Source organism: Bacteroides reticulotermitis JCM 10512, assembly GCF_000517545.1.
Lineage (GTDB): Bacteria > Bacteroidota > Bacteroidia > Bacteroidales > Bacteroidaceae > Bacteroides > Bacteroides reticulotermitis.
Genome location: NZ_BAIV01000029.1, coordinates 1 through 15507 on the forward strand (window position 1 = coordinate 1; position 15507 = coordinate 15507).

Sequence of the window (15507 nt, forward strand, 5' to 3'; positions counted from 1 at the left end):
TGGGGAAGTGGGCGAGATTAATGAGTCGGGTGGTTATCGCCTGGCACTCAGCCCGGGAAGCATCTTCGAGTTCTACCGTAACGGCGATCCGCAAATAGTCAATATAAAGACCGACTATCCGGGTGGATGGAAAGTGGTTGGAGTAACCGAAGCGGATAAGAAAACTCCAATCGATCCAAATACCGGTTGGCTGAAGGTGGACAAACTGATGAATGCCGCACAGGGTAAGGATGGCTCAAAAGTGCCGATGACCCTTACGGTAGCTCTTAATGAGACAGGTGAAAATCGTGTAGGCTATATCTATATCCAATACGCCAATACTAAAATATACCTGACTGTAAATCAATCGACAGAGGACGAGGTGAGTATAGAGGTTACATCGAATGGCCAGGTTGTGAGTGAATTACTATTTACCTCTATGGACGAAACTATATCACAGAAGCTCAATATTAAATGGTCTCCTAAAGGCCGTGATTTAAGTGTTGTCAATTCAAATTTTGGAAATTACAAACCTTTGTGGGGACAGGCGTACCGGTATTGGGTGAAACAACGATATCGGGTGGTACGGGAAACTACACTTATACGATAACTCCGACCGCTTTTACAGAGAAAGAGAAAGAGAGTCCGCTGGAAAAAATCTCCAAGCTGGACTTTACTACTACTGATGGTATCAGGAGTGTTTCAGCATCGGTGTTCATACGCCATGTGAATTATACTTTATCTACCAACGTAAAAACTTATTACGATTCCAATGGAAGTACGTATACTTTAAATATAAAAAGTAATGCCGATTGGAGGATAAAGTCAATAGAGCGGAGCAGTGATAAACTATTGAATATTCAAACAACAGACAATCTGAAAGTTGGAACCACGGGTGATGCCAATCTTTCGACGGGTACCGATGTTCGATTTACAGTTATCAAAGAAGAATTATCAGGAATTAGAGGGACTGTAGATGTCGTATTTGAGAGTACAGATAATCCCAAGAAATTTGCTGATAAGACAATCACTCTTAAAATAATAGGTGGATATTATCCAAAGAAACATGGTGGCTGGGCAGGTTCCAATATCTATTGGGATGGCACGAAGTTAACCTTTGATGATGTAGGAGTCAAAACTCGTGAAAAATATCAGGGTGTCTTCTTTAACTGGGGTAGTCTTTGGGGTATTGCTTCTGCGCCTAATGATGGGGAGTCTCTGAAATGGGGACATAATGTTAATCTCTATGCACCGGGTGGAGTGCAAACTACATATGACAACTGGGCTACGTGGCCGCGTGTTGAAGAAGCCATAACAATATATAATGTTCCAGAGGGTAAAGAGCATAGAGATCGTGCGTATCTCTATGAAGTTACAGATCTTACCGGTTCAACTGGCATAGGTGATATTTGTAGATATCTTACAGAAAAAGGGACAAATGGTTTGCTCCATGGTAAAAAATGGCGAATGCGACCTCCAATGAATTTACGGACTTCAAAGTAGACGAGACGACGCTTTCATTTGCTAATCTTCCGCTTACTTCTGCTGAAGGAGCTAGTGGTGAACGCAAATTAAATTATGGTCTTACTAGCAAAGAGAACGTTTTCTTCCCCAATTCGGGGTACCGAGTAAATAATAGTGGAACCTTAAGAAATATTAGTTTAGAGGGATACTATTGGTCGTCAACGCCTAGCCAAAATTATTATTTGAATGCGTATGCTCTGAATTTTTTTAAAACTAGCGATTCGGTCCCAACAATTGGCGATCACTATGACGCTGGTCAACGTAAGTCTGGCTTTAGTGTCCGTTGCGTTGTAGATGAAAAATAAAAGCACACCGGAAGCTGTATATTCGACTCGGTTGATTTTATTCCTTCGGTGCTTTCATATGCATCGAAGGAATAAATACTAGCAATAGGGCAAGAAAGAAATTGCACAGCCTATGCTTATCAGTTGTATGGCATGCTTAATTTGCGGAAAAGGTAGAACCTATTTCCAACCGATTGTATGCATGAAAGAAAATATAATAATCTCTATCCTTTTTTCGAATGTTAATATGATGAAACGAAGTCTTAGTTATTATGCGATGTTGCTACGGACTTCTTCCGTCTAGCCCTAAGGGCTTTAGTAACTCAGGTGTCGTGAGACACTGGTGTTTAGTTTTATAAATTTTGTTTTTGACCGCGTGGATTGGGATAATTCGCGCGGTTTTCCATTTAGGGCCATGGGGTATATGATGGCATACGAATGGCACGGCATAAAACTTCAGCGGGAGAGGAAAGGGTATATACGAAAAAGAGGGTACCCTTGTTAGGATACCCTCTTTCAATTTCTTAAGCTGTTCTGAATTATTCAGCTACAGTTTCAGTTGCTGCGCTATCAGCTACTGCAGTTGTGTCAGTAGCTTGAGCTGCTGCTTCTGCTGCTGCTGCTTCTACTGCTGCGATTGAATCAGCGATACGGATTGAATCTGCTGTTGCTTTTGCTGCGTCAGCTGCTTTGTTACCACATGATGCGAATGATACTGCTGCGATAGCTACTGCCATCAAAACTAATTTTTTCATTTTCTTTTGCTTTTAAACGTAATACAATCAATTGCTTTATTAAAACGTTGCAAAGGTATGTACTTTTTCAATATGTTGTTCTCTTAAAGCCAACTTTTTTTTAGTTTTTTTTTCCAAAGCTTGTTTTTTTATGTCTTTTCCTGTCTAAAAGTGTACATTAATCGACTGCAATACTGTTGTATAGATACCTTTTGATGCTTCTTTTAGGATGTTTTTTCGAACTCGGTGGGATATAGCTGGATTTGGCTCACTTTTTCGTATCCGGCTACACTGTTGTTCAGACTTTTAAGGTTTTCGTCCATAATTGTCTGCAAATTATCCGGATTATTGAGACCGAGAGAGTCTAAAGCTTCGTAATCGGCGTACACCAAAGCTACCAATTTCTTGTTGCGCTCGATGACCAGACTCTCGAGAATGAACGGCAGATTATTGAGTTTGGCTTCCAATTCTTCGGGGAAAATATTCTGTCCGCTCGAACTCAGAATCATAGTCTTGAGTCGTCCACGTATATAGATGTTCCCGTGAGCGTCCATGGTGCCTAAATCGCCGGTGCGTAACCAGCCGTCTTCGGTGAATACTTCTTTGGTGGCATCCGGGTTTTTATAGTAGCCGGTCATTACGTTCTCACCCCGAACCTGAATTTCGCCGATTTCCCAATCCGGACTCTCCTTATATATACGAGCTTCCATGATATCGAGTATCTTGCCTGATGAGCCCAACAGAAATTCATCCCAAGGAGCGTAGCTGATGAGGGGACCACATTCGGTCATACCGTAACCAATGGTGAAAGGGAATTTAATCTTGTAGAAGAACTCTTCTACTTCCGGGCTCATGGCGGCTCCACCGATGATGATTTCTTTGAAACGTCCGCCCAAAGCATCAATCAGTCTTTTTCGGATCTGACTATAGATTTGCGTATCGAGCAGTGGGATGTTAAGTGCCCACTTCATACCTTTCTTATTAATAAGGGGCTGAATGATATTTTTGTAGATCTTCTCAATAACCAGCGGAACGGTAATGATAAGGTTGGGCTTTACTTCTTCAAACGCTTTCATAATGATTTTGGGAGAAGGCGTTTTGCCCAGTAGCGTCACATGTGTGCCGACGGCTGTGGCTGTGAGAAAGTCGAAAGCGCATCCATAAGCATGTGCCAAGGGGAGGAAGGAGAGGATTTTTTCTCCTTTTTTCAGGAGCTCGGTGCGGATGCCGAAAGTGACATTGCCTGCTAGGTTGTTGCCGGTGAGCATAACGCCTTTGCTGAATCCTGTGGTTCCCGAAGTGTAGTTCAACAGCATCACTTTGTCGTTAGACAGGGTGGTGTACTGGATATCTTCGCGCGCGAAACCTTTGGGATAGGCGGCGTGCATTTCTTTATCTTGATTCCGGAGGAACTTCTGTATGGTTTCTCCGTCACGCTGGTATAGGCAGCGATAGTCGGTCAAGGAGAATACACCGCGTATGCCTGTCAGCTTCTCTTCTTCCAAACTCTCCCAGATGGTGTCGCTTGTGAAGAGGAACGTTGATTCGGAATGGTTAACGATGTGGTGAACATCGTTGGGATTGAAGTCCTGAAGGATGGGGACGATGATTGCTCCATAGGTGATGGTTGCCATGTAGGCAATGCACCAGCGGGAGTTATTTTTGCCAATAACGGCGATTTTGTCTCCCCGGCGAAGGCTGCAATGTTTGAACAGGAGGTGTAGCCGGGCTATTTCTTCGGCTACTTGTCCGTAACGGTAATCGACATTTTCACCGTAATCGGTGTAACAAGGTAAATCCCAGTTTTCGCGAAAACTGCTTTCGTAGAGTTTGATAAAATTCTCTTTAATCATTGCACGTTTCTTTGTAAATTGTGCAAAAATAGGAATAAACTTTGATTCTCTAAAGCGTTTTACTAATAATATGTGTAACTTTGGCCCAAATTTAGGTGTAACAACAGATTATGATAGATACCACTGTATTCCAAAATAAAACAGCCGTATACTATACGCTGGGCTGTAAATTGAACTTCTCAGAGACATCAACCATTGGCAAACTTCTGCGCGAAGCAGGGGTACGGACCGCGCGCAAAGGAGAGAAAGCAGACCTTTGCATTGTGAACACTTGTTCGGTGACGGAGATGGCGGATAAGAAATGCCGTCAGGCTATCAACCGGCTGGTGAAACAACATCCCGGAGCATTTGTGGTGGTCACGGGATGCTATGCGCAGTTAAAACCGGGTGATGTTGCTCAAATCGGTGGAGTCGATTTGGTATTGGGAGCCGAACAGAAAGGCGAACTTCTCCAATACTTGGGCGATTTGCAAAAAAATGAATCGGGCGAGGCGCATGCGACAGCTACTAAGGATATTCGATCGTTTGCCCCATCTTGTTCGCGAGGAGACCGTACACGCTTCTTCTTGAAAGTGCAAGATGGATGCGACTATTTTTGCTCGTATTGTACCATTCCCTTCGCTCGTGGGCGTAGCCGGAACGGAACGATTGCGTCTTTGGTTGAACAAGCCCGGGAAGCTGCCGCCGAAGGTGGTAAGGAGATTGTGCTGACGGGTGTGAACATCGGCGACTTTGGTAAGGCTACGGGTGAGACTTTCTTCGATTTGGTGAAGGCGCTTGACGAGGTCGAAGGTATTGAACGCTACCGGATCTCTTCGATCGAGCCGAATCTGCTGACGGATGAAATTATAGAGTTCGTTGCTTCCTCTCGTCGTTTTATGCCGCATTTCCACATTCCGCTTCAATCGGGAAGTGATGAAGTGCTCGAGTTGATGCGTCGTCGGTATGACACGGCTTTGTTCGCTTCGAAAGTGAAGAAGATCAAAGAGGTTATGCCTGATGCTTTTATTGGGGTGGATGTGATTGTAGGAACTCGTGGCGAAACGGAAGAATACTTTGAGAATGCGTATCAGTTTATAGCAGGGCTGGATGTGACGCAGTTGCATGTGTTCAGCTATTCCGAACGTCCCGGAACGCAGGCTTTGAAAATCGATCATGTTGTGTCAATGGAAGAGAAGCATAGACGTAGCCAAGCGCTTTTGACGCTTTCGGATGAGAAAACGCAGGCTTTCTACGCTCGTCATATCGGACAGACTATGGCTGTACTGATGGAGAAACCGAAGGCTGATGCGCCGATGCATGGATTTACGGCAAACTACATCCGGGTGGAGGTAGAGAGTGATGACTCGCTGGATAACCAAATAGTCAGCGTGCGCTTAGGGGAGTTTAACGAGGATAAAACGGCATTAAAGGGCATAGTACTGGCTTAATTATGAAATCAAGGCTCGTTTACTGGTTGGTCTATAGCGGAATGTGGCTTTTTTCGGCCCTTCCTTTTAGTGTATTATATCTTTTCTCTGATTTCAACTATTTCTGGATGTACCGTGTAGGACGATACCGACGGAAGGTAGTACGGAGAAATCTAAAAAACTCTTTCCCCGAAAAGTCGGATGCGGAGCGTTTGCGGATCGAACGTAAGTTCTTCCGCTATCTGTCGGATTATATGCTGGAAGATTTGAAGTTGCTGCATATGTCGGAGGAGGATCTCTACCGCCGAATGACTTATAAGAACACCGAACAATACCTGGAACTGACGGAGAAATACGGCGGAATCATCGTGATGATTCCCCATTATGCTAACTATGAATGGCTTATCGGCATGGGTGCGGTGATGAAACCGGAAGATGTGCCGGCACAAGTATACAAACCGTTACGCGATAAATACCTGGACGAGCTTTTTAAAAAGATACGTTCTCGCTTTGGTGGCTATAACATCCCCAAACACTCTACGGCTCGAGAGATTATTAAGCTGAAGCGTGCGGGGAAGAAGATGGTGGTCGGCTTGATTACCGATCAATGGCCCAGCGGGGATGAGAAGCATTGGACTGTCTTCTTAGGACAGGAAACGGCTTTCCTGAACGGTGCGGAGCGCATCGCAAAGATGATGAGCTTCCCGGTGTTCTATTGTGAACTGACGAAGTCGCGACGAGGATATTGTGAGGCTGAGTTCAAACTAATGACTGAAACTCCGAAAGAAACGGCTGAAGGTGAGATAACGGAGATGTTTGCCAATCGCCTGGAACAGACGATTCAACGGGAACCGGCTTACTGGCTGTGGTCGCATAAACGATGGAAAGCGACTCGTGCGGAGGAGGAAGGTGAAGCGAAAAAATAATATGGAAAAGAAAGTATCGGTTGTCATCTTAAATTGGAACGGATGTGAAATGCTTCGTTCTTTTTTGCCTTCGGTAGTTGAGCATTCGCTTAACGACGGGATAGAGGTTTGTGTGGCGGATAATGGCTCAACTGATAAATCGGTTGAGATGTTGCAGAGCGAGTTCCCTGCTGTTCGACTAATCCTTTTAGACCGTAACTATGGTTTTGCTGAAGGTTACAACCAGGCGTTGGCGCAGGTTGACGCTGAATACGTCGTTTTGTTGAATTCGGATGTGGAGGTGACGGAACATTGGCTGGAACCGATGATTGCTTATCTGGATACACACTCGGAAGTGGCTGCTTGCCAACCCAAAATACGAAGCCAACGGCAAAAAGAACTCTTTGAGTATGCGGGGGCGGCCGGAGGTTTTATCGACCATTATGGATATCCTTTTTGTCGGGGGCGCATTTTTTCGGTTGTAGAAGCTGACGAAGAACAATACAATGAGGTGATTCCGGTATTCTGGGCTACAGGTGCTGCTTTGTTTATCCGAAGGAGCGATTACCTGGAGACTGGCGGATTGGACGGACGCTTCTTTGCTCATATGGAAGAGATCGACTTATGCTGGCGCTTGCGTGCTCGTAGTCGGGAAATCGTTTGTATCCCCGAAAGTGTAGTGTATCATGTGGGAGGGGCTACGCTTAAAAAAGAGAACCCTCGGAAGACTTTTCTCAATTTTCGTAACAATCTTGTCATGCTCTATAAAAATCTGCCGGATGAGGAATTGAAGCGAGTGATGCGTATACGGGCTTGTCTGGATTATATCGCTGCACTCACTTTTCTGCTGAAAGGGCAGGGAGGTAATGCTTGGCAGGTGATTCGGGCGCGAAGAGAATTTGCTTCGCTTCGCGCTTCCTTTGCGCCTTTGCGTGAAGAGAACCTGAAAAAAACTTCTCAAAATTTCATACCCGAACGAATTAAAAGTAGTATCTTGTGGCAGTTTTATGGGAGAGGTTGCAAACGATTCTCTCAATTGTCGGACTTTAAAGAATAACCAAAATGGAACTACAGGCTAGAAGAGGTATTGGACTGGTAGCACATGATGCTATGAAGAAGGATTTAATAGAATGGGTGCTCTGGAATTCGGAACTATTGATGGGCCACAAGTTCTATTGCACGGGAACTACCGGTACATTGATTCTGGAAGCATTGCGAGAGAAGCATCCGGATGAGAGCTGGGATTTTACGATCTTAAAATCCGGCCCGCTAGGAGGTGACCAACAGATGGGTTCGCGCATTGTTGATGGGCAAATAGATTACCTTTTCTTTTTTACGGACCCGATGACGCTACAACCTCATGATACGGATGTAAAGGCTTTGACTCGTCTGGCTAGTGTGGAAAATATTGTTTTCTGCTGCAACCGCTCTACGGCTGACCATATTATATCCAGTCCCTTGTTTATGGATTCGGAATATGAACGGACTCATCCTGACTATTCGGGCTATACCAAACGCTTTGAAGATAAGCATGTGGTTAACGAGGCTGTTGAATCTGTCAAGAAAAAGAAGAAAAAGTAGTAATTACAAAGTATAATACACTGATTGTGCCAATGTTGTTGCGTTACTATGCAATTACATTGGCACAATTGCGTTTTGTTTGGTTCAAGCGTTTTATCTTCTTTGAGATGCAGGATGTTTGGTAGTCTATTATCATCCGCTAAGACATGCTATCTGAGGGATTCGCCCCGTAACGTTCTCAGATAGGGTTTTATGGTGCGTAAATAGGTTTGTAAATATTGCGAGTTTGCATTTATATTCTGCTGACCTGCAATTCTATGCCTGCAGTTTCGATATCGGCTCCCATCGGAGGATTACGTTTAGCCAAACTCATTTCAATCTCTTCAATAGCAGGAAATTCCTTGAGGAGTCGCCTGCAGATGCGTCCGCATACATGTTCTAAGAGTTTAGACGGAATAGCCATCTCTTCTTTCAGGGCTGCGTGCACATCGGCATAACTGACTGTATCGGCTACTTCGTCTGTCTCCGCAGCCCGACTGATATCCGTTTTTAGCTTTAAGTTGATTACGAACTCATTGCCAATCTTAGTTTCTTGCGGTGCCACTCCATGGTAAGCGTAGAAGGACACATCTTTTAGAAATATATAGCTGTTGTTTATCTTCATTGTTTCTCTAACTGTTAGGGGACTTTTCGCCTACTACTCCCAAGGGAGGTTGCGTGCGATATCGATAGCCTGCGGTATCTCCGGGTTAAGTGATTCTCCGTTTAATACAGCTTCGTACTTTTTTAGATATTCCTGAGCCATTATTTGGGAGTTAAACAGGTCGCGTGCGTACTCGTTGCAAGTTACAGGAGAATAATCGGCTTCTTTCATATGATGTATGAGTTCGCTTGCCTTATTGGATAGGTAGCCGACTTGATTGGGCACTAACTCGGGTAGTGAACCGTAGGGTGTACCAAAAACAGGAGAACCATAATAGAGGCTTTCGGTAATGGCCAGTCCAAAAGGTTCATGCCAAGTGACCGGAAAGATAAGCCCTTTCGAACGTTCGATAATGGCTTTTTTGGCACTGTTGTCAACCATGCCGTGGAAATGAATCTGAGGGCTGAACGTAAAACGCATTCCCATCTTGAAGTTAAACCGATATCCTCCGAGTACATCCAACTGACCGCCTTTGATTGCTTTGGTAACTGCCATCGCTCCTTTGAAATTCTTGACTTTCCAAGCGGCTTTTCCTAAGAAATGGTAGCGGGATCTGGGCAGCTTTAAATTGGCCGGGCCATAGTCTTCCCAATCGAGTCCGTTGTAAACGAAAGAGTTGCTACCAAAACGTTGTGCATGATTGCGTGATACGAAAACCAAATTTCGGTCGGCATTGGCCGGTACTCCGTTGCCATGTATGGTGGTTATGTAGGGTTTGTTTACACCTTCGGGGATAGTCCCTTGAAAGTGAACGATATCTGCTTCGACTGGAATCTGTGCACTGACAGGCACTGCCGGATTACGCTCTATTATTTGTGCGAAATCACAATAGGAGCCTTTAGGAGCCAGGTAGGTGATGGTGTGTCCCATTTTGTGTAACTCCTGCCCTAAGTACCAAATAACTCTTTCTGTTCCTCCGTATTTAATTGCCGGAATGATGCTATTTATAACAATGACTATTTTCATGATAGCAGTTGGTTTTGATACAAAAATAGTATAATTATTTTATACATTTGAAAAAACTGTTGCTTTTCGTGCCTTTACTTATCTGTATTTCGCCCCGCTTCTGTTACTAGCTTCCTGATTTTTACGTTTAGGTTGTCAGCTTTCAGTAACTGTTCCAACGTGAGATGCATCCGGTAGCGCCAATAGTTGCGTGGGTTCGATGGTACATTAATACGTTCTTCTTTTACATCCGGATTTCGCCACTTGGCATCTATGGAGAGCCAGTCTTGTAACGCTAGAATACAAAGCATGGAGTTGCTGTTCAGATGATTGCGTACCACTTCTTCGCATAACTCGGGTGTTGCCACGGTAGGAGCAGTTCCATAATGTCTCAACATGGAATTATAGAATCGTTGGGTTTGTTGGTAATCTTCTTCCCACCATCCTCGCAAGGTCGACATATCATGAGTTGATATGGTGCAAACCGAACGGTAGGGGTACTCACTAGGAATACCGAATTCATTGCTTGGATCTTTGGGCATTCGTTGAATCTCCAGGCTAAGGATGCGAAGCTCGTTCATAACCCAAGCTACGCAATCGGGAATCATGCCTAGATCTTCGCCACAGACAAGCATCCGCGTGGATTGAGTCAGTTGCGGCAATTTTTTCATGGCTTGATGATACCAGAAGTCATTGTGTCGCTGATAATAGTAATGATCGTATAGCTTGTTAAAGTTATCTTTTTCTTGTTCATTCAACGAACGATAGATGTAATCATGTTGTACACTGATCCGGGGGTGATATTTACCGGATTCTTTGTTGTCGGGAATGAACAGGACATTGCTTATCAAAGCGTATAGTCCATCTCGAACCCATTTGCTATCGGCGTCTTCTTTTTCGGCGAAGTAGGCTTCTACTTTACGCTGGGTGTCGAACTCCGGTTTCAGGCGATAAATTCCTTCTGTATCCGTAGGCTCTATAAATGTTTGTTTTACAAAGTCGGTGTGAGGGCCAAACACTTGTTCGAGAAAATAATTGTGTATGTAAGGGCGGAGATATTCTTCGCGGAAGGTGAGCCCAAAACTTTCGATCTCTTCCTTACTCATGGGTAACGATGGCACGAATTGTCCGAGTAATCCGTGGACGGCATGCATGGGGATTTCCCAAATACGGAAAAAGCCCAGCAGATGATCGATGCGGTAAGCGTCGAAGTATTCGGCCATTTTCTGAAAGCGTTTCATCCACCAGCGATAGCCGTCTTTCTCCATGACTTCCCAATTGTAAGTAGGAAATCCCCAGTTCTGCCCGTTTATGGAAAAATCATCGGGTGGAGCACCTGCTTGTCCGTTTAGGTTGAAATAATGCGGCTCTGTCCAGGCTTCAACACTGTTGCGCTGATTCCGATTGGAATATCTCCTTTGAGTACGACGCCATGTTTACGAGCGTACTTTGTGGCTGCCAGCAGTTGCAGATGCAGGTGATACTGGATGTAGTAGTAAATCGAGATGTGCGGGTAATCTGCCGATTCCGGCCGGCACATTCTTTCTATTTCATGGGTGTCATATGTCGTATACTTGGGCCATTGGCGAAAGTTGGGTGTATGATAAGCATCGCGCAGGTAGCTGAAAACGGCATACGGCTGCAACCATTCTTTGTTTGCTTCAAAAAAGATTTTGAATGCGTCGGATGCTAAAAGTGTTTCTCCTTCCTGTCGGAATATGAGATGAAAGAATTCCCATTTAAGTTGGTTGACCGCCTCATAGTCAATAGCCGGACGATCATTGATCTCTTTCTGTTTTTGACGGAAAAGTGCTTCCGCCTGCTTGTCCTTGAGTGTGCCCATTTGTGATAGATCGGCATACATGGGGTGAAAAGCATATATAGAGATGCTGTTGTAAGGGTAGGAGTCCGTCCATGTATGTGTCATGGTCGTATCGTTGATGGGCAGAATCTGAATAACTCTTTGGTGGGTACTTACTGCCCAATCGATCATGAGTTGGAGGTCTCCGAAATCTCCTACACCAAAACTCTTAGCTGATTTAAGAGAGAAGACGGGAATGGCTACTCCAGTTCCTTTCCAAGTGGGGATTGAGAAATGAGCATACCGGTCGGAGATTATGAATGTCTCGTTTGTTTTCAGAAGAGGATCTGCCACGTAACGGTTGGGGTTGTTTTCCCAACACTCTGCGCGATTCTCTTTTCGATTGTATAGGATGAATTTATATTCCAACGGGAACTTCAGTTTGCTGGCATCGATCTCAGCGATCCATTCGGGAAAGTTATGGTCGCTCATCAGAACGGCTTTGTCCGGATTCCAGTTGCCCAGTGCTTTTTGGTTGCCGCATACCGCCAGACAATAGTCTTTGTTGATACGCGGTGCATAGGCTTTAATTACGAACCCACTTTTATAACTCATCGGCATTTCTGCTTTATCGGGATGTGCCAGTAGCGATTCGGTAAATGCGGAGCTGTAAAGGTAAAGTTGCTCGGGAATATTTTTCCAAGCATCATTAATCCGGTATACTTTGCGGGAGTTACCCGATAGGTGGAGTGTGCGTGGGAAGTTGTCCCACTCCCGGCGTATAATCTTGCCGTCGCATTCTATCTGATAGCTGTAAGTGAGGTCTATATCTTGTTCCGGTGAGTGAATTTCTACTTCTGTTTCCCAGTGGATACCGTCAATGGTGTGTAGGCGTACCGGTTCGGGAAACAGGTTAGCGATGTAAACCTCTTCGCCCCAACTGGTACGATATTCAATATGAAATGATACAATCATATATTTCTGATTTAGGATGTATGCTAATGACTATGCAAGTATAAGATATTCTTTTCATATATCATCTATTTGCTATCGAATAAATTATACAGAAAAGGAAGATGGAGATATATAAAAACAGCGGGAAGTTGATTGGAACTTCCCGCTGTAATATCGTGTGATCACACTTTTTGTTGGCTTATCCGCATCGAGATGACCCGCATGTGGTACATATCAGACAGCCTTCCTGGTAAACTAAAGTTTCGCTGCCGCAACTCGGACATCTTTTTCCTTTAGCTTCTGTGCCGTCCTGGATGTATTTTTTCAGTGCGCGTTCAACTCCGTTCTTCCAAGTGTTGATGTTTTCGCTGTGCAACTGCAAAGAACCTACCAGCTTAATTACTTGCTCGATGGGCATCCGGTAGCGAAGAACGCCTGAGATCAATTTGGCGTAGTTCCAATATTCTTTATTAAATTTTTCCGACAACCCTTCAATCGTGGTTTTGTAGCCGCGCTTGTTTTCGAATTGGAAGTCGTAGCGTTTGTTTCCTTCTTCATCTACATTCTTGATAATTCGGCCCATGGTGACACTCTTAGGTAATAAAATACCTTCATCATCATCTTGTAGTCCGGTAAATATCTCGTAGGGGTGTCCGTCTAATAGACCGACAAAAGCAACCCATTTCTCTTTGTTATTCTGGAAACGAACAACGTCTGCTTCTAGAACTTTGGGGCGTACTTCTACTACTGTAGGCGGTTTGCATGGAGGTAGTTCGTCTTTCTTGTCTTTATCGGCTTTGGCCGAGATCAAGACGCCTGAGCGAGAACCGTCACGATAAACCGTACAACCTTTACATCCGGATTTCCAAGCTTCCACATACAGGCGGTTTACCAGATCTTCGTCTACATCATTCGGAAGATTGATTGTTACGCTGATGGAGTGGTCTACCCATTTTTGGATTCTTCCTTGCATTTTTACTTTCATCAGCCAATCTACATCATTAGATGTGGCTTTATTGTAGGGAGATTGTGCAACGAGTTCGTCAATTTCTTCCTCCGTATATCGTTTAGCCGGATCAAATCCATTCGCTTCCATCCAAGTTACAAATTTATGGTGGAATACGATATATTCTTCAAATGCGTCACCGGTCTCATCCACAAAGTCAACATGTACATTGGTGTCATTTGGGTTGACTTTTCTTCTGCGTTTATACACAGGAAGGAACACCGGCTCAATACCTGAAGTGGTTTGTGTCATAAGGCTGGTTGTGCCGGTTGGAGCGATAGTTAAACAGGCAATGTTACGGCGGCCATACTTTTTCATGTTCTTGTATAGCTCCGGATCTGCCTCTGCCAAACGTTGGATGAATGGATTGTTTTGTTCGCGTTCGTTGTTGTAAATCTCAAACGCTCCGCGTTCTTTTGCCATTGCTACAGAAGAGCGATAGGCGTATAGGGCAACGACTTTATGCACATTTTCAGAGAACTCAGTAGCTTCTTCTGTTCCGTACCGTAATCCTAGAGCTGCTAACATATCTCCTTCGGCAGTAATACCAACTCCTGTACGACGTCCTTGTCCGCTCTTCTTGTATATTTTGTCCCATAATACGCGCTCCGACCGTTTTACTTCTTCGTTTTCCGGGTCGTCGTCAATCTTGTTGATGATGCGTTCGATCTTCTCTAGTTCCAGATCGATAATATCATCCATGATGCGCTGCGCTAACTCAACATGCTTTTTGAATAATTCGAAGTCGAAGTAAGCATTGGGTCTGAATGGGTTTACAACATACGAATATAAGTTGATAGCCAACAGGCGGCAAGAGTCATAGGGGCACAAAGGAATTTCACCGCAAGGATTGGTAGAAACCGTTCTATAGCCTAAATCAGCGTAACAATCGGGAACGGACTCACGAATGATCGTATCCCAGAAGAGTACTCCGGGTTCGGCCGATTTCCATGCGTTATGTACAATCTTCTTCCATAACGTAGCTGCTTCTATCTCTTTGGTGAAAGTGGGATTGGCAGCATCGATCGGATATTTTTGTATATAAGGCTTGCCGTTTATAGCTGCTTCCATAAATGCGTCATCCAGCTTGACGGATACATTGGCTCCGGTCACTTTACCTTCAGTCATTTTAGCATCGATAAAAGCTTCCGAATCCGGATGGTTGATAGATACACTGAGCATTAATGCACCACGGCGTCCATCTTGCGCAACTTCACGCGTGGAATTGGAATAACGTTCCATGAAAGGAACTAGTCCAGTGGATGTCAGGGCAGAGTTTTTAACCGGAGAACCTTTGGGCCGGATATGAGAAAGGTCATGTCCTACACCACCGCGTCTTTTCATTAATTGTACTTGTTCTTCATCGATTTTGATGATTGCTCCGTATGAATCGGCAGCACCGTCAACACCAATAACAAAACAGTTGGATAAGGAGGCAACCTGATAATCATTTCCGATTCCGGTCATAGGACTTCCTTGAGGAACGATGTACTTGAAGTGATCTAATAAATCGTATAGTTCCTTGGCTGATAAAGCATTGGGGTACTTGGATTCTACACGAGCAATTTCGTTTGCTATTCTCCAGTGCATGTCTTCCGGAGATTTTTCATAGATGTTCCCAAAAGAGTCTTTAACTGCGTACTTGTTTACCCAAACTCTGGCTGCAAGCTCATCGCCTTGGAAATATCGTAAAGATTCTTCGTAGGCTTCATCATAAGAATAAATTTGCTTTTCCACGATGTTGTATATCTTTGAATTTATTATTAAATAAGTAATTTGTAGAAGTTTACTTACCGCTAATAAATGCGACTGCAAAGCTAATAATGTTTTTCAAACTATCAAAATAAAAATGAATTATTTTATTGGCTTACTGCAAGTTGTCTATTTAA

Annotated in this window: 11 protein-coding genes and 2 pseudogenes; 7 read left to right on the forward strand and 6 right to left on the reverse strand. The window is 44.1% G+C overall.

Translation table 11 applies throughout. From position 1 onward, the window contains the following. From JCM10512_RS16070 to JCM10512_RS25250, 3 genes are all read left to right on the forward strand, one after another. Positions 1–589 (forward strand): BACON domain-containing carbohydrate-binding protein (locus JCM10512_RS16070; protein ID WP_044164714.1); only part of this gene is annotated, 589 nt, incomplete at its 5' end. After that, on the forward strand, positions 517–1482 hold the full coding sequence (locus JCM10512_RS16075) for a hypothetical protein (protein WP_148298436.1): 966 nt from the start codon (positions 517–519) through the stop codon (positions 1480–1482). The genes JCM10512_RS16070 and JCM10512_RS16075, both read left to right, overlap by 73 nt. Further along, positions 1440–1808 carry a fibrobacter succinogenes major paralogous domain-containing protein gene (locus tag JCM10512_RS25250; RefSeq protein ID WP_500778530.1) on the forward strand — a complete coding sequence of 123 codons (369 nt, stop codon included), beginning with the start codon at positions 1440–1442 and terminating at the stop codon, positions 1806–1808. The genes JCM10512_RS16075 and JCM10512_RS25250 overlap by 43 nt, the downstream gene beginning before the upstream one ends. Before the next feature lie 518 nt (positions 1809–2326). Here the strand turns inward: JCM10512_RS25250 and JCM10512_RS16080 are convergent. Together JCM10512_RS16080 and JCM10512_RS16085 are read right to left on the reverse strand one after the other, a co-directional pair. Continuing rightward, positions 2327–2542, reverse strand: coding sequence for a hypothetical protein (locus JCM10512_RS16080; RefSeq protein WP_044164716.1), 216 nt, complete (start codon positions 2540–2542; stop codon positions 2327–2329). A gap of 157 nt (positions 2543–2699) precedes the next feature. Then, positions 2700–4374: pseudogene (locus JCM10512_RS16085) on the reverse strand (long-chain fatty acid--CoA ligase). A gap of 110 nt (positions 4375–4484) precedes the next feature. Here JCM10512_RS16085 and mtaB point away from each other — a divergent pair. Genes mtaB through JCM10512_RS16105 form a run of 4 tightly spaced genes read left to right on the forward strand, consistent with a single transcriptional unit; the run spans position 4485 to position 8269 of the window. Beyond that, positions 4485–5804, forward strand: coding sequence for a tRNA (N(6)-L-threonylcarbamoyladenosine(37)-C(2))-methylthiotransferase MtaB (mtaB, locus tag JCM10512_RS16090; protein ID WP_044164717.1), 1320 nt, complete (start codon positions 4485–4487; stop codon positions 5802–5804). 2 nt (positions 5805–5806) lie between these two features. Continuing rightward, the gene (locus JCM10512_RS16095) at positions 5807–6709 is read left to right on the forward strand and encodes a lysophospholipid acyltransferase family protein (protein ID WP_044164718.1); all 903 of its coding nucleotides are present in this window, start codon (positions 5807–5809) and stop codon (positions 6707–6709) included. Position 6710: 1 nt separating this feature from the next. Further along, entirely contained in the window at positions 6711–7745 is a 1035-nt protein-coding gene (locus JCM10512_RS16100; RefSeq protein ID WP_044164719.1) for a glycosyltransferase family 2 protein, read from the forward strand. A gap of 5 nt (positions 7746–7750) precedes the next feature. Beyond that, positions 7751–8269: a methylglyoxal synthase gene (locus JCM10512_RS16105; RefSeq protein ID WP_044164720.1), complete on the forward strand. Its 519-nt coding sequence runs from the start codon at positions 7751–7753 to the stop codon at positions 8267–8269. A gap of 232 nt (positions 8270–8501) precedes the next feature. Here the strand turns inward: JCM10512_RS16105 and folB are convergent, their stop codons facing one another. The 4 genes and pseudogenes from folB to JCM10512_RS16125 form a co-directional block, all read right to left on the reverse strand. Then, positions 8502–8873: a dihydroneopterin aldolase gene (gene folB, locus JCM10512_RS16110; protein WP_044164721.1), complete on the reverse strand. Its 372-nt coding sequence runs from the start codon at positions 8871–8873 to the stop codon at positions 8502–8504. A 33-nt stretch (positions 8874–8906) separates the two neighbouring features. After that, the gene (locus JCM10512_RS16115) at positions 8907–9878 is read right to left on the reverse strand and encodes a glycosyltransferase (RefSeq protein ID WP_044164722.1); all 972 of its coding nucleotides are present in this window, start codon (positions 9876–9878) and stop codon (positions 8907–8909) included. A 74-nt stretch (positions 9879–9952) separates the two neighbouring features. Next, positions 9953–12633: pseudogene (locus JCM10512_RS16120) on the reverse strand (4-alpha-glucanotransferase). Between the two features lie 178 nt (positions 12634–12811). Next, entirely contained in the window at positions 12812–15355 is a 2544-nt protein-coding gene (locus JCM10512_RS16125) for an adenosylcobalamin-dependent ribonucleoside-diphosphate reductase (RefSeq protein WP_044164765.1), read from the reverse strand. Between the last annotated feature and the right edge of the window lie 152 nt (positions 15356–15507).

What these genes read in the sequence shown, in the direction of transcription:
- mtaB (WP_044164717.1), top strand. Translation starts at nt 4,485, where the DNA reads ATGATAGATACCACTGTATTCCAAAATAAAACAGCCGTATACTATACG.
- JCM10512_RS16115 (WP_044164722.1), bottom strand. Translation starts at nt 9,878, where the DNA reads ATGAAAATAGTCATTGTTATAAATAGCATCATTCCGGCAATTAAATAC.
- JCM10512_RS25250 (WP_500778530.1), top strand. Translation starts at nt 1,440, where the DNA reads ATGGCGAATGCGACCTCCAATGAATTTACGGACTTCAAAGTAGACGAG.
- JCM10512_RS16100 (WP_044164719.1), top strand. Translation starts at nt 6,711, where the DNA reads ATGGAAAAGAAAGTATCGGTTGTCATCTTAAATTGGAACGGATGTGAA.
- JCM10512_RS16095 (WP_044164718.1), top strand. Translation starts at nt 5,807, where the DNA reads ATGAAATCAAGGCTCGTTTACTGGTTGGTCTATAGCGGAATGTGGCTT.
- JCM10512_RS16105 (WP_044164720.1), top strand. Translation starts at nt 7,751, where the DNA reads ATGGAACTACAGGCTAGAAGAGGTATTGGACTGGTAGCACATGATGCT.
- folB (WP_044164721.1), bottom strand. Translation starts at nt 8,873, where the DNA reads ATGAAGATAAACAACAGCTATATATTTCTAAAAGATGTGTCCTTCTAC.
- JCM10512_RS16080 (WP_044164716.1), bottom strand. Translation starts at nt 2,542, where the DNA reads ATGAAAAAATTAGTTTTGATGGCAGTAGCTATCGCAGCAGTATCATTC.